Raw genomic sequence first — 19,713 nt, 5'->3', positions numbered from 1 at the left:
GGTTCGGCATGGATCGTGAGCAAGCCATCAAACTGATGCAGGATCTGCTGCGTCGCGTCGTCGACAAGAAGGCGTCCGACCTGTTCGTCACCGCAGGATTTCCCCCCGCCATCAAGATCGATGGCGAGGTACGGCCACAGAGCGAGCGCGCACTGACGCCGGAGCAGTCGGCCGTGCTCGTGCGATCGATCATGAACGACAGGCAGTCGAAGGAATTCGACGCCACCCGCGAGTGCAATTTCGCCATCGCGCCTCCCGGCATCGGCCGTTTTCGTGTCAGCGCCTTCGTGCAGCAGGGCCATGCCGGCTGCGTCATTCGCCTGATCAACGCCAAGATCCCGAGCTTCGAGGAACTGGACCTGCCGCCCATCCTGAAGGAAGTCGTGCTGACCAAGCGCGGCCTCGTGATCGTGGTCGGCGGCACCGGTTCGGGCAAGTCGACGACGCTTGCAACCATGGTCGGCTACCGCAACGACAAGACGCGCGGGCACATCGTCACGATCGAGGATCCGGTCGAGTACGTGCACCAGCACAAGGGCTGCGTCATCACCCACCGCGAAGTGGGCGTCGACACCGATTCGTGGCACAACGCCCTCAAGAACACCCTGCGACAGGCACCCGATGTCATCCTCATCGGCGAGATTCGTGATCGCGAGACCATGGAGTACGGCATTCAGTTCGCCGAGACCGGCCACCTGGTGCTCGCGACGCTCCACGCGAACAGCTCCAACCAGGCGCTCGATCGCGTCATCAACTTCTTCCCCGATGAGCGCCGCGAACAGTTGCTCATGGACATGTCGCTCAATATCCGCGCCCTCGTGTCACAGCGCCTGATTCCGCGCGAGTCCGGTACGGGCCGGATCGCCGCCATGGAGATCATGCTGAATTCCCCCCTCATTCAGGACCTGATCTTCAAAGGCGAGGTCGCGAAGATCAAGGAAGTCATGTCGCGCTCGACGCGCATGGGCATGCGTACCTTCGACCAGTCACTTTTCGAACTGTACGAGGCAGGCTACATCTCCTACGAAGATGCGCTGCGCAATGCCGACTCGAAGAACGAGCTGCGGTTGCGGGTGAAGCTCGAGAGCAAGCGTGAAATCAAGAACCTCGACGACGGTGGCTCGTTGCACCTGGTCGAAGAGGAATCAGGCAGGGTCATTTGACGAACGATATGAATGCCGTGACGGAAGCCGTGGAAATGCGCAACGGTGGCGACGGACGCGCCGCCCAGCTCAATACCAAGCCACTTTTCAAGCTGATGGTCGAGCGCAAGGCCTCCGACCTCTTCTTCACCTCGAACGCGCCGATCAAGATCAAGATCGAAGGCGAGATCATGCCGATCAACAAGCAGGTGCTGACACCGGATACGGTGCGGCAGGCCGCTTTCGGCTTGATGAATCCCGAGCAGCTCGAGCAGTTCCAGCGTGAAATGGAAATCGACTTCGCGATCTCCGAGGCCGGCCTCGGCCGCTTCCGGGTGCATATCTTCTACCAGCGCGGCGTGCCGGCGATGGTGCTGCGTTACATCGCCGCCGAAACGCCGAAGCTTGCGCAACTCGACCTGCCACAGGTCTTTACCGACCTGTCGCTGCGCAAGCGCGGCCTGGTGCTGATGGTCGGCGCAACCGGCAGCGGCAAGTCCACTTCGATCGCCGCGATGATCAACCATCGCAATGAAAACCTGTCGGATCACATCGTGACCATCGAGGATCCGATCGAATTCCTCCACACCAACAAGCGCTCCATCGTGAACCAGCGCGAAGTCGGCCTCGATACGCGCAGCTTCGCGCGCGCCTTGCGCGGCGTCATGCGCGCCGCGCCGGATGTGATCGTGATCGGCGAGATTCGCGACCGCGAGACCATGGAGGCGGCGCTCAACCTGGCGGGTACGGGCCATCTGGTGTTGTCGACACTGCATGCCAACAACTGCGCCGAGACGCTCGATCGCATCATCAACATGTTTCCGCGCGATCAGCACAACCAGATCTTTCTGGACCTGTCGCAGTACCTGCGGGCAATACTCGCGCAGCGGCTGGTGCTTGGCCGCGACGGGCGGCGTTGCGCCGCCGTCGAGGTGATGCTCAACACGCCCCACATCTCCGAGCTCGTACGCAAGGGCGATGTAACCAGCATCAAGGAAGCCATCCGGGTCAGCACGGAGAAGGGCATCCAGAGTTTCGACATGGCGCTCTACGAGCACGTGAAGCAGGGCCGGATCGAAATGGAAGAAGCCCTCGCCAACGCCGATTCGCGCGCAAACCTCGAGGCGAAGATCAACTTCGGTTGAACACGAGCACCCCGGGCCGTGCGCGCGGGATCTGGCCGGGAGTTGTTAGCCGCGCTGGCCGAGGAGGCGAGCTGGCAGGAAGAGCAGCGCCCGTACGAGGCCGAGCACGGCCGACACGGCAATACCCGCTACGCGAAAGGGCAGCGCCAGCAGCCAGACCAATGGCCACAGTATGGCGACGGCGATCGCGAGCGGCCACGACAGTGCCAGCAGAACGAACCAAAGCAGCAGGGTGATGATAAATTTCACCACTCGATTATAGCGCTTTTGGAGTCGCCCGATGAAGCGTCCGCAGTGGATTCTCCTCGCACTGTTGCTGACCGCCTGTGCAGGTGCGCGAGCGCCCCAGGCTGTCAACAGCGGCGTACTGGTCTTTGGTGGTACGGGCCGCACAGGCTCGCTGATCGTGGCGCGGCTCCTCGCGCGGGGCGAACCTGTCACCGTGTTCGCACGTCCGAATTCCGATCGGGCGCGCCTTGCAGGCCTTGCAGTGAACTTCGTGGTGGGCGATGCCACGAATGCCCCGGACGTCGACAACGCAGTCGCCACCGCGAGGCCACGGGTGATCATCAATGCCATCGGCGGGCGCGGCAACCAGCAGGGTTTCTGGGACCGATCGCAAATGGCAATGACGGCGGCCGCCCGGAAACACGGCGTTGCCAAGCTGGTTTTTCTGAGTTCCGTCGGCGTTGGCGACAGCGCCAGGGCCTATTCGGCCGAAGCGCTCGAGCGGACCCGCGAAGCGCATGCGGAACGCTTCCGCGCTGAAGAGGACCTGAAGGCGAGTGGGCTCGATTACCTCATCATCCGCACCGGCATCGTCGCGCCAGAGCGCATGCGCGCGACGCATCGCGCCCATCTCACGCAGGATCGCAGTGTACTTGGGGCCGTCACTCGCGAGGACCTCGCGCAGCTCACGGTCGATTGCATCGACGACCCGGCCTGTCGCAACCAGACGTTCGCCGCGGTCGACGAGAGCCTCGACCTGTCGCGCTGAGGCGCCTCGGGCGGCAGCTGCTGCCGCGCAATCAGCCGAATACGGTCTGCGCCTCGAACACGGGCCCATCCACGCACACCCGTTTCATCGCCGGACCCGCGTCGGTCTGCACCCGCACCGTGCAACCGGCGCAGCCGCCTACCGCGCAGGCCATGTATTCCTCGAGCGACACCTGGCAAGGCAGGTTGAATTCGCGGCAAAGCGCCGCAACGGCCTCGAGCATGCCGTGCGGGCCGCAGGCATAGACCGCGAGATCGCGCAGCGGCGCGCCCTCCTGCGCTTCGAGCCACAGGCGCGCCAGATCGGTGACAAAACCATCGAAACAGCCGGTGATGCCGGCGCGACTTGCCAGCCGGACATCGACACCCGCGTCTTCGAGGAGCGTCATGCCTGCGGTGGCTGTCGCCGGCATGAACGCGACTGCCCGCGGCGCGGCGGCAAGCTCGAATGGAAAAGGAATTTCCGAGCCGAAGATGGCCAGCGGCCGTGATCGCGGATCGTCCTTGCGCAGTTGCAGCGCGAGGAACACGAGCGGCGGAATGCCAACGCCGCCACCGAGCAGCAGCGCCCGGGGTCGGCCGGCGACAGGCGTGAAGCCGCGACCGATGGGTCCGAGCACGCTCAAGGACTCGCCATTGCGCCGTTGTGCGAGCGCTGCCGTTCCTTCGCCGACGACCTTGTAGAGCACTTCGATCCAGCCCGCATCGGTATCGCGGCGATAGATCGACAGTGGCCGGCGCATCGGCAGGTCGGCAGCGCATTGCAGATGAACGAAACTTCCGGCGGTTGCCCGCGCCGCGCACACCGGCGCCGCGATGCGCAGCACATACTGCCCGGCCGGATGCGCCTCCTGCGCGAGCACCCGTCCGGCTTCGAGCGCGATCGTGCCGCGCGCGGCCTGGCTCATCGCTCGCCCCGGGCCGCAGCCGTGACGGCATCGAGCACGGCCATACGCACGGCGATGCCATTTTGCACCTGGGCGCGAATCGCCGATTGCGCGCCGTCGGCGACTTCGGAGGATATTTCTATGCCGCGGTTCATGGGTTGCGGATGCATGACCATCGCGTCCGCCCTGGCGAGCGCGAGGCGACGCTGATCAAGGCCGTATTCTGCGAAATAGCGGTCGGCATCCGGCATCTGCGCCTGCGCCATGCGCTCTTTCTGGATGCGCAGCATCATGATGACATCCGCATCGGCGATACCGGCGTCGAAATCGACGAAGCGCTCACAACCTGCGAACTCGCTGTCATCGGGCATGAGTGCTTCCGGGGCGACGATTCGGATGTCCGTCGTGCCCATGATGCCGAGGGCGTGAAACGCCGAGCGTGCGACCCGCGAGTGGCGCAGGTCGCCGACGATCACCACCCGCAGTCGCTCGAACTGCGGTTTGCGCTGGCGTATCGTCAGGGCATCGAGCAGGCCCTGGGTCGGATGGGCCGCGCTGCCGGCGCCACCCGACAGTACGCTCACATGCGCCGACACATTCGCGGCGACCAGATCAGGCACGTTGGCCTCCGAGTCGCGCATGACCAGTACATCGACATTGAGCGCTTCGAGCGTGTAGATCGTGTCGAGCATGCTCTCGCCCTTGACGCGCGAGGACAGTTGCACTTCGAGATTGACGACCTCTGCGCCGAGGCGCTTGGCGGCGAGTTCGAACGAAACCCTGGTGCGCGTCGACGGCTCGGTGAACAGATTCGCGACGGTAAACCCGCGCAGCCTGTCGAAACTGCCGTAGCGCGCGCCCGGCTCGACCACGTAGCGCTGCGCGCTGTCCAGCAATTGCCCGACCAGGGCACGCGGCAATCCCTCCAGCGTTATCAGGTGGTGCAGTCCTCCGCGACTGTCGAGTTGTTCGATCATGATTTCCTGCCTGCTCCGTTCAACCAGCGTTCGAGCACGATCCGGGCCGCGATCCTGTCGATGTCCTCTCTGCGCACGCGGCGACGCATCTGGCCTCGGGCGCGCGCGGCGCTGAGCTCTTCGGTGGCAATGGCCGAGCTGTAGCGCTCATCGACGTATTCGACCGGCAGGCCGTAGCGCCGTTCGAACTCGGCACCGAAGGCCGCCGCAAGCGGCGCCAGCCGGCCGGGTGTGCCGTCGACATTGTAGGGCAGGCCGATGACGGCCAGCGCGGGTGCGATGTCGCGCACCGCCGCGTCGATGGCCGTCCAGTCCGGGCCCTGTTGACCGACCGCGACGGTGCTGCGTTCGGTTGCCGTGCTGGTCACGGTATTGCCGGCGGCAATGCCGATGCGTTTTTTCCCGACGTCGAAGGCGATGACGACCCGGCCGCCGTCAGGCATGACCATGCTGCAGCGACATGCGCAGCGGATCGATGCCGAGCAATCGCCAGGAGGCAGACCAGCGCTCGGCATAGGGCAGGTCGAAAAGGACGCGCGCATCGACCGGCGCGCAGATCCAGGCATTGTCGAGCATTTCGCGCTCGAGCTGCCCGGCCTGCCAGCCCGCGTAGCCGAGTGCGAGGAACGCATCGCGTGGACCCTGGCCGGTTGCGATGGCGGCGAGGATATCCCGCGAGGTCGTGATCTGGATGTCGGGCGAGACACTATGGCTTGCATCCCATTCGCCGCCGGGGCGATGGATCACGAAGCCGCGATCCTGTTGCACCGGCCCGCCGAGCAGCACCGGCAGCTCGCTGCGGTTGTCGTCGGTGCACTCGACTTTGAGCTGCGCGAAAACCTCGCGCATGCTCATACTGAGGGGGCGGTTGACGACGATGCCGAGTGCGCCCTGGTCGGGGCTATGGTCACAGATGAGGGTGACCGACTGGGAGAAATTCGGATCCGCCAGTTGTGGCATGGCCACAAGCAGTTGGTTCGCGAGGCTCCCCGAAGTGCTCATTGCAAAATATTTTACCGCCTGCGGGGCCTCGCCGTCAGTCCGTTTCGGGGTCGGCCGGCTGGTCGGGATTCGCCCGCACCGTGCCGCGGCGGGCACCGCCGGCCTCGAAGCGCCATTCATAAGCGAAACGAAGCGACGCATAGCGCTCGCGCAGATCGGGCGGAAAGGCCGCGAATGGATTGCCAAGGCGCAGGATGGCGAGCGCCGCGGCGTCGAGTTCGCTCGAACCGCTGCTCTTTTGCACCTTGGCCTCGCGCAGGCTCCCGTCCGCGTTGATCGCGACCTCGAGTACGGGATTGGTCGTCGCCTGCGCGTTGCGCGCGATGGCGGGAAAATTGACGGTACCGAGCTGTTCCATGCGCTGGCGCCAGCCGTCCAGATAGGGCGCGAGCGCGGATTCGCGCGTATTCGGTGTTATCCACAACTCATCCTGGCGTTCGCCACGCAGCGCGATCTCATCGGGCTCATCGCTCGGCCGCGTCTGGCTCGATTCGCCGTCGAGCATTGCCGCGTCAGCGGCGCTTGCCGCGCTGCCGGCGCTGATGTTCGCGAGGTAGAGCACGTCGCCACTTTGTCCCTGGGTGGCAAGCACCTGCTCGGCACTGCCGGCAACGTCGGCGGCTTCGCCCGGGCGCGCATCGCTCGAGCGGCGGGCGCCGCCTGCGGGCGCAGCCGGCGCGTGGATCTGCGCGCGACTTTCCTCGGCTGCCGTGCCGGAACCGAGTTGCGAACGCTGCGCGAGATATTCGGCGCTGTCATTTTCGGGTACTGCCGGAAGTTCGCTGGTCACCAGCAGCACTTCGAGGCCCGGCGCGGATTGGCCGCGATCGCCGGCGCTCGAAAATGTCACGCCCACGATCAACATGCCGTGCAGCAGCGTCGCGAGGAAGACCATGCTCGCCAGCCGATCGCTTACCGACGCGACGGCGTGACGGGCAATACCTGAGCGAACGATTGAGGCGGGGTTCAGCATGTTGACCGGCCGATGATAGCGAATCGCTCGCCCATGGCGGCCGGCCTGCGTCGCAGAACCGGCTCAGCCAAGCCGTCGCTGAATGGCGTCGATCAGTGTGCCAGCGATATCGGTACCGAACTGGGCATCGAGCTCGCGTATACCGGTCGGGCTCGTCACGTTGATTTCGGTGACAAAACCACCGATTACATCGAGGCCGACGAACAACATCCCCTCCTCGCGCAGGTCCGGGCCGATGCGCGCGGCCAGCTGCCGGTCGCGCGCGTTCAACTCACGGCCGACGCCCTTGGCGCCCGCCGCGAGGTTGCCGCGATTGTCGGCGGCCGAGGGGATGCGCGCCAGCGCATAGGGCACGGGCTCACCGTCGATCAGCAGGATGCGGCTGTCGCCCGTCGTGACGATTTCGGGCAGATACCGCTGGGCCATGCAGTAGCGGCTGCCGTAACTGGTCAGGGTCTCGAAGATGACGTTGCGATTCTTGTCGCTGGCGTCGAGTACGAAAATGGAGCGTCCGCCCATGCCGTCGAGCGGCTTGACCACGATGCGATCGTGCTCGCGCAGGAATACGTCGAGGTCGGCGAGGCTGCGTGTGACCAGCGTATCGGTGCAGCAGTCGGGGTAGCGCGCGATCGCGAGTTTCTCGTTGTAATCGCGCAGGCCGCGCGGGCGATTGACCACGAGACTGCCCGCCTGCTCCGCACGCTCGAGTATATAAGTGGAGTAGATGTACTCCATGTCGAAGGGCGGGTCCTTGCGCATCAGGATGACCGGGAATTCACCGAGCGGCCATTCGCGGGCCTCACCCAGGGTGAACCAGCGCGCCGGATCGGCGCGCACCTCGAGCGGCCGGGCACTGCCGAAAGCCTCGCCGTTGCGCAGCCGCAGATCGCTCATTTCGAGGTAATGCAGTTCGAAACCCCGCTGCGCGGCGGCCAGCAGCATGGCCAGGGTCGAATCCTTCTTGTAGGCAATCTGTTGAATCGGATCCATCACGACTGCCAGGCGAAACGTGTGGGCCATCAGAAATCCCCAAGATGAGCAGATGCGGAATCAAAAACGTGATGCAGGTGGCATAGCGGGGGCCATACCGATATGTTAAAAGGCACGACATTAGCAGGTAATGCACCGCCGCGGATTTCGCGGCGGTCATGCCAGATCGGGTCGCATTGCAACAGATTGCGAGGAGCAGCGTGGAATTGAGTGCAGGCAACTCTAGGCTGCAGGGGCTCAAAGTCCTTGTCATCGATGACAGCAAGACCATACGCAGGACAGCGGAAACGCTGCTGACCAAGGAAGGCTGTCAGGTCATAACCGCCGTGGACGGGTTCGATGCGTTGGCCAAGATCGCCGACCATCAGCCGGATATCGTGTTCGTGGACATCATGATGCCGCGTCTCGATGGCTACCAGACTTGTTCGCTGATCAAGCACAACAAAGTTTTCAAGTCGACCCCGGTTATCATGCTCTCGTCCAAAGACGGTTTGTTCGATCGTGCGCGCGGGCGCATCGTCGGTTCGGAGCATTATCTCACCAAGCCATTTACAAAGGACGAACTGCTCAGCGCGATTGACATCCATATCGGGGCCTGACTGCCGTGCCGCTCATACTGATCATCGACGACTCTCCCACCGAAGTGCACGTGATGCAAAAGGCGCTGGAGCGCCATGGCTTTCGCACGGCCGTTGCGGCCGACGGTTCCGAGGGCGTGCGCCTGGCAAAGCAGATGAGCCCGGACCTCATATTCATGGACATCGTCATGCCGGGCATGAATGGCTACCAGGCGACCCGCATGCTGGCGAACGATCCGGCGACGCGCGGCATACCGATCGTCATGGTGACCTCCAAGGGCCAGGAGACGGACAAGATCTGGGGCCTGCGCCAGGGTGCCGTCGACTACATGGTCAAACCCGTCTCACCGGATGAGCTGGTCGCCAAGGCCCAAGCGACACTCGCCGCCTGACATGTCGGAGCAAAGCAACCTCAAGAGTCTTCGCGACCGCCCATTCGAATTGCTCTCGGAGCTCGACCGGCGTGGCCGCGAACTCACTGCGGCCGTCGCCAAGGAAAATCCCGAGCAACGCGAATGGGTCGGCGTCGCGCTGCGCATGGCGGGCGAGTTGTATCTGGTCGCTCGCGAGGAGACCCGCGAGGTTCTGAGCCTGCCGAGCCACGTCACGCGCGTGCCGGGCGCCAAGAGCTGGGTCAAGGGGCTCGCGAACATCCGCGGCCAGTTGCTGCCGCTGCTCGACCTGCGCCAGTTCCTCGGCAGCGGCGTCACGCCCGTCACGCGCAATACACGGGTCCTGGTCGTCAATCATCGCGATGTGCCGGCCGGGCTGATGGTGGAGGAAGTACTCGGATTTCGGCGCTTCACCGATGGCGAATTCAGTGCCGATGCGCCGCCGACGGTCGTGCGCTGCGAGCAGTATCTGGCCGGCTCGTTCCGCCGCGGCCAGGAGGTCTGGCCGGTGCTCAGCCTGCGTTCGCTGGTCGAGAGCTCGGCATTTCAGGATGCGGCGGCTTGATGGAAACGACCTGCCATGACTAATGCCAGCGCCAATAACGTCGCCGACTCGGCGCGCCTGATCAAACGCCTGACCTGGCTGGTCGCGCTCGCGGCGCTCCTTGCCGTGGCGGCGGCTGGTGTGTTCGCCTATTTCACGCTGCTGCCGCAGGGCAATGGCCCGGCGCAGGCGACAGTCAACGAACTGGCGGTGGCTGCCGCCCGGGCCGTGCGCGGCGACAAGGATGCGAGCAAGTCGGTGGCCGACGGTGCCGTGCGCCTTCGGCAATTGGCGCAGCAGGATGCGGCATCGGCATGGGCACGTGACGGGCGGCTCGAGCAGCTGCTCGCCAATGCCGACCTGGTCGCCAAGGCGGACCAGGCAAATCAGGTGCTGGGCGCCGCCGTGCAGGATGCGCAGCAACTCGTGCCGCAGATACTTGAACAGCTCGGCGTGCTCGCTGGTGGATTTACCGGTGCCGATCTTGAGGGGCTCAAGCGGCCGCTCGAACGATTCGAACTGCGCGCGCAGCGCCTCAAGGTCGACCTGCAGGCATTGGTCTCGGGCAGCGGCACGACACAGGCGGCCCAGTCGCTCGCCGAGAGCAGCGACTACATGGGGCAGGTGATCGCCGGCCTTGCCGGGCGCGACTCGACGCTCGGCCTGCCGCGCGCGAGCGGCCAGGCGGCGGAACAGCGCTTGCAGGCACTGCAGTCTGTTTATGACCGCCTCAACAAGAGCATCCGCGAAGCCGTGTCGGCGGCGCCGGCATTGCCGGCTGCGCAGACCGCGAGCGCCCGGGTGGTCGATCTCGCGACGGATCTGATCGGCAGCATGCCGCAGCGTGGCGGTCAGGCCGGCTGGTGGCCCATTGCGCTGGCGCTTGCCGTCCTGCTGCCGCTCGCCTGGCTGTTGGTGAAGCTCATGCAATTGGCCGCGGATGCGCGCCGGCAGCGACTGCAGAGCGTCGTGCAGCGGCGCGACACCGATCGCAACCAGGAGGCGATCCTGCGCCTGCTGGATGAGCTGTCGAGCCTTGCCGACGGCGACCTTACCGTGCAGGCGACGGTTACCGAGGACATTACCGGCGCGATTGCCGATTCGATCAACTATGCGATCGACGCCCTGCGTGGACTGGTCACCACGATCAATCGTTCCGCCGTGCAGCTCGACGGCGCGACCCGGCAGACACAGTCGCTCGCACAGCAGCTCGCCAAGGCCTCGGCCGCACAGGCGCAGCAGATCACATCGGCGACCGAGTCGGCTGGCGCCATGGCGAGTTCGACCGAAGAGATCTCCGGCAATGCCGAGCGCGCTGCCGACGTCGCCCGACATTCAGTCGATGTCGCGCACAAGGGTGGCGATGCGGTGCGCCGCACCATCGATGGCATGAACACCATACGCGAGACCATCCAGGAGACGAGCAAGCGCATCAAGCGCCTTGGCGAGAGCTCGCAGGAGATCGGCAACATCGTCGAACTGATCAACGACATCGCCGAACAGACCAATATTCTCGCGTTGAATGCCTCCATACAGGCATCGATGGCGGGCGAAGCGGGCCGGGGATTCGCAGTGGTTGCCGACGAGGTGCAGCGCCTCGCCGAGCGCGCCGCCAATGCCACGAAGCAGATCGAAGTGCTGGTGCGCACGATCCAGACCGACACCAACGAAGCGGTGGTATCGATGGAGCGCAGCACCACCGACGTGGTCGGCGGCGCACTGCTCGCGGAGAATGCCGGCGCTGCACTCGATGAAATCGAGCAGGTGTCGAATCAGATCGCCAATCTCGTGCAGAACATCTCTGGCAGCTCCAGGCGCCAGGCGAGCGGCGCGCAGAATGTCGCGCGCAGCATGCAGGCCCTGAAGGACATCAGCGCACAGTCGACGCGTTCGACGAATGCCACCTCGCTTGCGATCGCCAAGCTCGCCGAACTCGCTGGAGCTTTGCGCATGTCGGTATCGGGATTCAAACTGCCCGAGGGCGAGGAACTCAAGTCGCAGACGATCAACGTGCCGGCTCCTGATTTTGCCAAGGCAGGCGAGCCCAAGGTGCGCGATGCGACGGCTCGTTAGGCCCGCGGATCCCATTCATGTCTGAAGTCTCATCACAAACACTCGATCTCGTTGGCCGTGAGCTCGCCGCAACCGTTGGCGAGGCGCGCAACGCGCTCGAGAACTTCATCGAGCAACCGGAGAACACCTCGCTCCTCGAGCGATGCGTCGAGGACATCCATCAGGCACAGGGCGTGCTGCGTGTGCTCGAGATCTACGGCGCCGCCTTGCTCGCCGAGGAGATGGAGCAGGTGGCGCGCTACCTGCTCAGCAAGTCCTCTGAGCAGAAGAACCAGGCAGAGAGCCTCGATGCATTGATGCGCGCCATCGTGCAGCTGCCGGCCTACATCGAGCGTGTGCTTGCCGGCGGGCGCGACCTCGCGTTGGTGCTCCTGCCGCTGCTCAACGATTTGCGCGCCGTTCGTGGCAGCCCATTGTTGTCGGAAGGCACGCTGCTCCTGCTCAACCTCAAGTCCGAGCAACAAGCGACGCCACAGGCTCCGGAGCCCGGACGCCCGTCGCTGTCGGTGGAGCAGTGGTCCAGGCGGCTGCGCGCGCAGTTCCAGGTCGGACTGATCGGATGGATACGCGGCGAGCGTATCGACCAGAACCTCAATATCCTTGCGAGCGTCGCGCGCAAGCTCGAACAGGTCGCCACGCAGCAGGAAGTGTTCCAGCTGTGGTGGGTCGTCGGGGCCGTACTCGAGGCCCTGCGCGAACGTGGCCTCGATGGCGGCGTCTCGATCAAGCGCTTGCTGGGTCTCGCCGACCGTGAAATCAAGCGGCTCTATGAAATTGGCGAGACCGCCTATGCGCGTTCGCCGCCCATCGAACTGCTCAACAACCTGCTTTATTACGTGGCTCGTACGACCAGCAACGGCCCGCAGGTGTCCGCCGTGCGCGCGTCCTTCCGTTTGACGGAACTGCTGCCGGTCGACCAGTCCATCGAAGAGGAGCGCGAAAATCTCTCTGCGCCGAGCGTCAAGCTGATGCACACGGTTGCTGCGGCGATTCGCGAGGACCTGGGCAAGGTCAAGGATGTCCTCGACATCTTCGTCCGCCGCAGCACCGGCAAGCCCGATGAACTCGGCCCGCAGGTCGAGATGCTGCGCAAGATTGGCGACACGCTGGGCGTGCTCGGGCTCGGCGGCCTGCGAGAACGCATCCAGGGCGAAATCGAGCGTCTTTCGGCGATGGCCGAGGGGCGCCTGCCGGTCACGGACGCCGCCCTGGTGGAAGTCGCCTCGGCGCTCATCCATGTCGAAGATCGGCTCGATGCCGATCTCGTCGGCATGATCGTGCCGCGTTCGGGCGGCGCACCGGTACCCGACACCGCCGGTGGCGACAACGAATTCCAGGCCGTGCAGGCCGCGGTCATGCGCGAGTGCATCGTCAATCTCGCGCGTATCAAGGAAGCGGTCGCGCAGAATGTGCGCGGCACGCTCGATGTGGCAAGTCTCGACGCCTGGCCCGCGCTGGTGCGTGGCCTGAAGGCAGCGCTACTGATCCTGGGCAAGTCGCGGGCAGTCGATATCGTTGACGGCCTGACCGAAGGCCTGAAGCGCGTCATGCGCCCGGGCGGCGCCGCGCTGCCGCCGCAGTACCTCGATCGCCTGGCCGATTCGATTGTCAGTCTCGAGTACTATCTCGAGACACTGCAGGCAGGGCGCAAAGACCCCTGGTACATGCTCGACAACGCGCAGCGATGCCTCGACGCAATCGCCGCCGAACCCGATCAGGTCGTGCCGACCGTGCCGCCGATGGGCGAGGAGACCTACCCGCGCACCGTCGTCATCGAGCCGCCGCGCGACTCCGACGACGCCACCATCGCCGAGCTCACCGCGACGGCCGAGCCACAGGTCGAGCCCCCGGTGCTTGCCGCACATGTCACGACCCAGCCGGCCGTGGCCGACGTCGACCCCGAGCTGCTCGCTATCTTCGTCGAGGAGGCGCGCGAGGAAGTCGAGAAGATCAGCAGCGAGTTCCCGGTCTGGGAGAACAATCCGCTCGAGCACGATGCGCTGCTGGTCGTGCGCCGTTCCTTCCATACGCTGAAGGGCAGCGGCCGCATGGTCGGTGCGCGCGAACTCGCCGAGTTTGCCTGGGCAATCGAGAACCTGCTGAACCGGCTGATCGACAACACCCTGAGCCGCACGCGACAGATTCTCGACACCATTCGCGAGGCCGTCGCGTTGGCGCCGCGCATGGTCGATGATCTCGAATCGGGCGGCCCGTCCCGGATTTCGGCAACCGCGCTCATCGCACGTGCCCACGCGCTCGCGGCGGGTCGGGACGAAATTGCGCCGAGTGCGGCCGAGAGTGAAACACGCGCCGGAACCATGACCGTCGCCGCGACGCAGATTCCTGCGAATGATGGCACGGTGACACCGAGCGCGCCGGCGGCGCCCGCGGCGGCGGATGGCTCCCTGTGGGACATCTACGCCCGTGAGGTCGGGGCCCATATCAGGAGCGTCCGAAGCTTCGTGAGCGCGGCCCGCGAGAGCCGCGCGCCGCACCGTGTCACCGACGAGGTCTATCGCGCCTGCCACACTCTGTCGGGAAGTTCGCGCGCCGCCGAGGCGCGTCACGGCACGCAACTCGCCGTGCCCCTCGAGCGCTGGCTGCGCAAGGCCCACGAGAACGAACAATCCCTGTCCGATGCAGAGGTCGACCTGATCGACAAGTGCATGGATGCGATGGAAGACATCGCGACTCATCCGGACGAACCCAGCGGTTATTTCCGCGACCACGACCAATTGCGCCAGCGCATCTCTAAGGCCGAGTCGGAACTCGACGCACGGCTCACCGAGCTTGCCGCACAGAACGAGCGCGCCTCCCAGGAGGAAGCGGCGGCCCAGGCGGCGCCGGCCGCCGACTTCGATCCGGAGGTGGCCGCAATTTTCGCCGAGGAAGCCACCGAGTTGCTGGAAGCGGCCGAGTCGGCGCTGCACCGTTTTGGCGATGACGGCTCTCTCGATGCACTCGCGGGCCTCAAGCGCCCATTGCACACCCTGAAAGGTGGCGCGCGCATGGCCGGCCTCACCTCCATGGGTGACCTCAGCCACGAGCTGGAGACCCTCATCGGCCGCGCCGAATCCGGGGCAACCTTGTTCGATGCATCGACGCGCCAGTTGCTGCAGCAGTCGCTCGATGAACTCGCGCGTATGCGCGAGCACGTTGCCAACGGTGTCGCGCCCGCCGCCAACGTGGACCTGCTGCGCCGTGTTCGCGCGGCGGTCAGCGGCCGGAGCGAGGCGCCCAAGCTCGCGCCCGTGGCGAGCGTGGCAAAGCCGGTCGAAACGCCTGCGCATCCGCAGGAGCCGCCAACCGCCAGGTCAGCATCGCCTGCGCAGCCGGTCGAAGCCGTACCCGAACCCGAACCCGAACCCGAATTCGATCCCGCGGCAACCTTCGTCGCCGCCAAAGCGCTCGAACCGGATTCCGCCTTCGACTTCGCGGTGTTGAACGAAGCCATGCCGCAGCCCGATGCGGGCCAGGAGCTGCCTGCCGAAAAGCTCGCAGCCCCCGCACCGCTGCCGCCCGGACGCGAACCCGCCGCCGGCGGCGAGCGCGCCGAAATGGCGCGCGTCGACGCCATATTGCTCGATCAGCTGCTGAACAATGCCGGCGAGGTGAGTATCGGGCGCAGTCGTCTCGAGCAGCAGCTCGGCGCGATGAATTTCAACCTCGGCGAACTGTCGCGAACGGTCACGCGCCTCAAGGAGCAGCTGCGCAAGCTCGAGATCGAAACCGAGAAGCAGATCCTGCACCGCCACGAACAGGACAGTGCCAAACGCAGCGACTTCGACCCGCTGGAACTCGATCGATACTCCGCCATCCAGCAATTCTCCCGCGCACTCGCCGAGACGGCCAGCGACGTGGCAAGCATCCAGGGACTCCTGGAGTCGCTCACTTCCGATACCATGAACCTGCTGCAGCAGCAGGCGCGCGTCGTAACCGAATTACAGAACGGCCTGATGCGCACCCGCATGGTGCCTTTCCAGCGTCACGTGCAGCGCCTGTCACGTATCGTGCGCCAGGCCGCTACCGACACCGGCAAGCGCGCTGAACTTCATATCGAAGGCGCAGCGGGCGAACTCGACCGCCAGGTGCTCGAGCGCATGTTGCCGCCGTTCGAGCACATCCTGCGCAACGCCGTGGTGCACGGCATCGAACTGCCCGAGCAACGGCGCGCGCGCGGCAAACCCGAAACGGGCCGCATTGCGGTTGCCCTGCGTCGGGAAGGCGCCGAAGTGATCGTCGATATCGTCGATGATGGTGCCGGCATCGACCTCGGTGCGGTGCGCGAGAAAGCGCAGCGCATGGGCATGGTGCGCGCCGGCCAGCAGCTGAGTGATGGCGATGCCATCCAGCTGATCCTGGAGCCGGGATTCTCCACCGCGAGTACGGTGACCCAGCACGCCGGACGCGGCGTCGGCATGGATGTGGTTGCCACGGAGCTCAAGAAGCTCGGCGGCTCGCTGCAGGTCGAATCAAAGGCGGGCGAAGGCGTCAGGTTCACGATCCGTCTGCCGTTCACCCTCGCCATCAGCCATGCGCTGGTCGTCCGTGCGGGCGATGAACTCTATGCCTTGCCACTGCCGACCGTCGAGGGCGTGGTGCGCCTGTCGAAGGACGACCTGGCGCGACGCCTGGCGGATGAGCAGGCAAGTTTCGAATTCAACGGCCAGACCTATCGGCTGCAGCAACTGGCAACGCTGGTGGGGCTCGAGCCTGCGCCGCTGCCGGACCAGGATGCGACCATTCCGGTGGTCATGGTGCGCGCCGGCGATCATTCGACCGGCATCGTCGCCGAGGAACTCATCGGCAGCCGCGAGATCGTCGTCAAGAGCGTCGGTCCGCAGATCGCCGCGATCCGTGGAATTTCCGGCGCGACCATCCTGGGCGACGGCCGTATCGTCGTGATCCTCGACATCGGCACGCTGCTGCGCAGCGAATGGCGCATGCGCGGCCAGGCGCCCGTTGCGCGAGACAAGGTCGACCGTCGTACCTTCGCGCTGGTGGTCGACGATTCGATCACCGTGCGCCGCGTGACGCAACGCCTACTCGAACGCAATGGCATGCGCGTCATGACCGCGCGCGATGGCATGGACGCGGTCGCCGTGCTCGCCGAGCACGTGCCCGACATCATACTGCTCGACATCGAAATGCCGCGCATGGACGGCTATGAAGTCGCTGCGCATGTGCGTAACGATGCGCGCCTGAAGAAGATCCCGATCATCATGATTACATCGCGGGTGGGCGAGAAGCACCGCGCGCGGGCGATCGAGCTCGGTGTCGATGACTACCTCGGCAAACCGTATCAGGAAGCGCAGCTGCTCGAGGCGATCGAGCCATTGGTGAGCCGCCGTCACGACTCAGCGGCTGGCGTAACCGCCGGGCAGCAGGGCTAGCGGGAGACAGCAGTGGCGGAACGAGTTCTGGAAATCTACAGCCTGCTGATCCCCCTGGCCGAGGAACGCCTGATCATTCCGCGCTCCTGTGTCGCGGAAGTCGTCGCCTACGAGGAGCCTACGGAAATGGCGGGCGCGCCGCCCTGGTACCTCGGTACGATCCAGTGGAACAGCCGCAGTGTGCCGCTGGTGTCTTTCGAAGCACTCTGCGGCCAGCCCGTGCCGCCCTCGTCGCAGCGTGCGCGTGTGGTCGTGTTCCATTGTCTCGGCGATGCGCTCGAAGGTGGCCACTTCGCCATCCTGTCCCAGGGTTTTCCGCAGCTGGTGCGCGTCAGCAGCGACGTGATCCGCCCGGACAACAGCCGCGCGATCGGCGAGCGTCAGCCCATCCTCTGCCAGGTGCGGATGCTGAACGAAATGCCGCTCGTGCCGGATCTCGAGCGACTCGAGGAACTGATCAGCGAGGAAACCTCAGTCGCGCTCGGTTGAGCGACCGGCGAGGTCGCCGCAGCGCATTTGCAGGGCCGTGAGCGCGGCGAGCGCGGCGGTCTCGGTACGCATCACCCTCGGCCCGAGTCGCAGCGCGCGGAATTCGGCGTCGGCGAGGGTGCGCGACTCACGCTCGCTGAATCCGCCTTCCGGCCCGATCATCACGGCCGCCTGGGCGAGCGCCGTGTCGAGCTCATCGACGGTCATGGCGCCGCGCGGCTGCAGTACGAAGCGCTGCGCGGGCAATGCACCCGCCAGCAATTGCGCGAGCGAGGTGAGCTCGATCTGCGGCAATACGCTCCTGCCGCACTGCTCGCAGGCATTGATCGCGATCGTGCGCCAGTGTCGCAGGCGCCGCTCGCTCCGCTCGGCGGCGAGCCGCACGACCGATCTTTCGGTTGCGATGGCGACGATGCGCTGCACGCCGAGCTCAACGGCCTTCTGGATCACCCAGTCCATTTTCTCATTGCGCAGCAGGCCCTGCAGAAGGGTGAGCGACAGGGGCGATTCGGGAATCGCGGGCCGTTCGGCCAGCAGTTCGACCTCGCCCTCGCCCGCACGCGCCATGATCAGCCGCGCCGCGAAGGCGCGGCCATGGCCGTCGAATACTTCGATGTCGCTGCCGTTCGCCAGGCGCAACACACGCCCCAGATGCACGGCCGCTTCGCTGCCAAGTGCGAGCCGCGTGCCGACGTCACGCGCGTGCGGCAGATAGACGCGCGTCAGTCGCATGTTGCGAGCTCGATACCGCTCATCGCCACCTCGACCATCAGGCGCAATTCCTCATCGTTGATCACATAGGGCGGCATGAAATAAACGACGTCGCCGAGCGGGCGCAGGAGCACGCCGCGCTCGAGCGCGTGGCGGTAGATGCGCCGGCCGCGCCGTTCGCGCCAGTCGTAGGCCCGGCGCGGTTCGCGACGGCTGACCAGCTCGACGGCGGCAATCATGCCGTGTTGGCGTATCTCGGCGACATGCGGGTGATCGGCGAGCGGCGCGAGCAACTCGCCGAGTCTCGCGGCGAGCCTTCGGTTGTCGGCAAGCACCGGTTGGTCGCGGAATATTCCAAGTGTCGCGTTGGCTGCAGCGCAGGCGAGTGGATTGCCTGTGTAGCTATGCGAGTGCAGGAATGCATTGAGGCGGATGTAATCGTCGTAGAAGGCCTGGTAGATCCCGTCGCCAACCAGTGCAACCGACAGCGGCAGGTAACCGCCCGTCAGTCCCTTCGAGAGGCACAGTATGTCCGGAGTGATGCCAGCCTGTTCGCAGGCGAACATGGTGCCGGTGCGGGCGAAGCCAACGGCGATCTCATCGGCGATGAGGTGCACGTCATATTCATCGCAGATCCGTCGCAGCAGTGCGAGGTAATGCGGGTCATACATGCGCATGCTGCCCGCGCACTGCACCAGGGGCTCGACGATCACCGCGGCAATCTCGCTGCCCTGGCGCTCGAGCGCGGCGCGCATCGGTACGATCATGCGCTCGGCATGCTCGCGCCAGCTGCTGCCCGGTTCGCGCAAATAGCAATCCGGGCTCGGCACGGTGATCACCTCCATCAGGAGCGGGTGGTAGATCGACTTGTAGAGATCGACGTTGCCTACGGCCAGTGCGCCGAGCGTCTCGCCGTGATAGCTGTTCGCCAGCGTCACGAAACGGCGCTTGTCCGGCTGGCCACGATTGCGCCAATAGTGAAAGCTCATCTTGAGTGCCGCTTCAATCGCGGCCGAACCATTGTCGGCGAAGAACGCGCGGCTGAGACCTGGCGGCGCCAGAGCGACAAGTTGCTCCGCGAGCTCGATTGCCGGTTCATGAGTGAAGCCCGCGAGTAGCACGTGCTCGAGCCGCGCCGCCTGCGCCTGCACGGCAGCGCTGATCACCGGGTTGGCGTGGCCGAACAGATTGACCCACCACGAGCTGATGGCGTCGAGGTAGCGCTTGCCGGCAAAGTCCTCGAGCCACACGCCGCTGCCGCGTGCGACCGGAATCGGTGGCAGCGACTCATGATCCTTCATCTGGGTGCAGGGGTGCCAGATTCGCGCCAGGTCGCGCGCAATCCAGCTCGCGTTGGGATCGTCCGCGGTCATGGAGTGATTTTCGCACAGGCGGCGCGGACATTGATTTGGCATGATATC

General features: G+C 65.3%; 18 protein-coding genes. 9 read left to right on the top strand and 9 right to left on the bottom strand.

From position 1 onward, the window contains the following. Positions 1-8 precede the first annotated feature (8 nt). Together R3E77_14380 and R3E77_14375 are read left to right on the top strand one after the other, a co-directional pair. On the top strand, positions 9-1,163 hold the full coding sequence (locus R3E77_14380; protein MEZ5500595.1) for a PilT/PilU family type 4a pilus ATPase: 1,155 nt from the start codon (positions 9-11) through the stop codon (positions 1,161-1,163). Beyond that, on the top strand, positions 1,160-2,287 hold the full coding sequence (locus tag R3E77_14375; protein ID MEZ5500594.1) for a PilT/PilU family type 4a pilus ATPase: 1,128 nt from the start codon (positions 1,160-1,162) through the stop codon (positions 2,285-2,287). Before R3E77_14380 ends, R3E77_14375 begins: the two co-directional genes overlap by 4 nt. A gap of 45 nt (positions 2,288-2,332) precedes the next feature. Here the strand turns inward: R3E77_14375 and R3E77_14370 are convergent, their stop codons facing one another. Beyond that, positions 2,333-2,536 carry a hypothetical protein gene (locus R3E77_14370; protein ID MEZ5500593.1) on the bottom strand — a complete coding sequence of 68 codons (204 nt, stop codon included), beginning with the start codon at positions 2,534-2,536 and terminating at the stop codon, positions 2,333-2,335. Positions 2,537-2,567: 31 nt separating this feature from the next. On the opposite strand from R3E77_14370, the gene R3E77_14365 reads away from it, so the two are divergent. Beyond that, positions 2,568-3,284, top strand: coding sequence for an NAD(P)H-binding protein (locus tag R3E77_14365; GenBank protein ID MEZ5500592.1), 717 nt, complete (start codon positions 2,568-2,570; stop codon positions 3,282-3,284). 31 nt (positions 3,285-3,315) lie between these two features. Here the strand turns inward: R3E77_14365 and R3E77_14360 are convergent, their stop codons facing one another. The 6 genes from R3E77_14360 to gshB all read right to left on the bottom strand — a co-directional run bounded on the left by R3E77_14360 (position 3,316) and on the right by gshB (position 8,142). Further along, positions 3,316-4,191 carry a dihydroorotate dehydrogenase electron transfer subunit gene (locus R3E77_14360; GenBank protein ID MEZ5500591.1) on the bottom strand — a complete coding sequence of 292 codons (876 nt, stop codon included), beginning with the start codon at positions 4,189-4,191 and terminating at the stop codon, positions 3,316-3,318. After that, positions 4,188-5,147 (bottom strand): aspartate carbamoyltransferase catalytic subunit, encoded by a 960-nt coding sequence (locus R3E77_14355; GenBank protein ID MEZ5500590.1) that lies wholly within the window; start codon positions 5,145-5,147, stop codon positions 4,188-4,190. Before R3E77_14355 ends, R3E77_14360 begins: the two co-directional genes overlap by 4 nt. Next, positions 5,144-5,590 (bottom strand): Holliday junction resolvase RuvX, encoded by a 447-nt coding sequence (gene ruvX, locus R3E77_14350; protein ID MEZ5500589.1) that lies wholly within the window; start codon positions 5,588-5,590, stop codon positions 5,144-5,146. Before ruvX ends, R3E77_14355 begins: the two co-directional genes overlap by 4 nt. Beyond that, entirely contained in the window at positions 5,583-6,149 is a 567-nt protein-coding gene (locus R3E77_14345) for a YqgE/AlgH family protein (protein ID MEZ5500588.1), read from the bottom strand. Before R3E77_14345 ends, ruvX begins: the two co-directional genes overlap by 8 nt. Before the next feature lie 34 nt (positions 6,150-6,183). After that, the gene (locus tag R3E77_14340) at positions 6,184-7,122 is read right to left on the bottom strand and encodes a TonB family protein (protein MEZ5500587.1); all 939 of its coding nucleotides are present in this window, start codon (positions 7,120-7,122) and stop codon (positions 6,184-6,186) included. A 63-nt stretch (positions 7,123-7,185) separates the two neighbouring features. After that, positions 7,186-8,142 carry a glutathione synthase gene (gene gshB, locus R3E77_14335; protein ID MEZ5500586.1) on the bottom strand — a complete coding sequence of 319 codons (957 nt, stop codon included), beginning with the start codon at positions 8,140-8,142 and terminating at the stop codon, positions 7,186-7,188. Between the two features lie 197 nt (positions 8,143-8,339). Between gshB and pilG the strand changes: the two genes are divergently transcribed. From pilG to R3E77_14305, 6 genes are read left to right on the top strand one after another with little or no spacing between them, the layout of a single operon-like run. After that, positions 8,340-8,711: a twitching motility response regulator PilG gene (gene pilG / locus R3E77_14330; GenBank protein MEZ5500585.1), complete on the top strand. Its 372-nt coding sequence runs from the start codon at positions 8,340-8,342 to the stop codon at positions 8,709-8,711. Between the two features lie 5 nt (positions 8,712-8,716). Then, entirely contained in the window at positions 8,717-9,082 is a 366-nt protein-coding gene (locus tag R3E77_14325) for a response regulator (GenBank protein MEZ5500584.1), read from the top strand. 1 nt (position 9,083) lies between these two features. After that, positions 9,084-9,647 carry a chemotaxis protein CheW gene (locus R3E77_14320; GenBank protein MEZ5500583.1) on the top strand — a complete coding sequence of 188 codons (564 nt, stop codon included), beginning with the start codon at positions 9,084-9,086 and terminating at the stop codon, positions 9,645-9,647. 15 nt (positions 9,648-9,662) lie between these two features. Beyond that, positions 9,663-11,699 carry a methyl-accepting chemotaxis protein gene (locus R3E77_14315; protein MEZ5500582.1) on the top strand — a complete coding sequence of 679 codons (2,037 nt, stop codon included), beginning with the start codon at positions 9,663-9,665 and terminating at the stop codon, positions 11,697-11,699. Positions 11,700-11,716: 17 nt separating this feature from the next. After that, a complete protein-coding gene (locus R3E77_14310) occupies positions 11,717-17,092 on the top strand; it encodes an Hpt domain-containing protein (protein ID MEZ5500581.1) in 5,376 nt (1,791 codons plus the stop codon). A 12-nt stretch (positions 17,093-17,104) separates the two neighbouring features. Beyond that, complete coding sequence (locus R3E77_14305) at positions 17,105-17,581, top strand: chemotaxis protein CheW (GenBank protein MEZ5500580.1); 477 nt, start codon at positions 17,105-17,107, stop codon at positions 17,579-17,581. Here R3E77_14305 and R3E77_14300 read toward each other — a convergent pair. Further along, complete coding sequence (locus R3E77_14300; protein ID MEZ5500579.1) at positions 17,564-18,313, bottom strand: 16S rRNA (uracil(1498)-N(3))-methyltransferase; 750 nt, start codon at positions 18,311-18,313, stop codon at positions 17,564-17,566. The two genes, R3E77_14305 and R3E77_14300, sit on opposite strands and share 18 nt — an antisense overlap. Continuing rightward, on the bottom strand, positions 18,304-19,665 hold the full coding sequence (locus R3E77_14295) for an adenosylmethionine--8-amino-7-oxononanoate transaminase (protein ID MEZ5500578.1): 1,362 nt from the start codon (positions 19,663-19,665) through the stop codon (positions 18,304-18,306). Before R3E77_14295 ends, R3E77_14300 begins: the two co-directional genes overlap by 10 nt. Between the last annotated feature and the right edge of the window lie 48 nt (positions 19,666-19,713).

The sequence above is a fragment of the Steroidobacteraceae bacterium genome, assembly GCA_041395505.1.
In the GTDB taxonomy this organism is placed as follows: domain Bacteria; phylum Pseudomonadota; class Gammaproteobacteria; order Steroidobacterales; family Steroidobacteraceae; genus JAWLAG01.
Note: the sequence above shows the minus strand (reverse complement) of the source record. Positions and strands in the feature narration are given on the sequence as shown.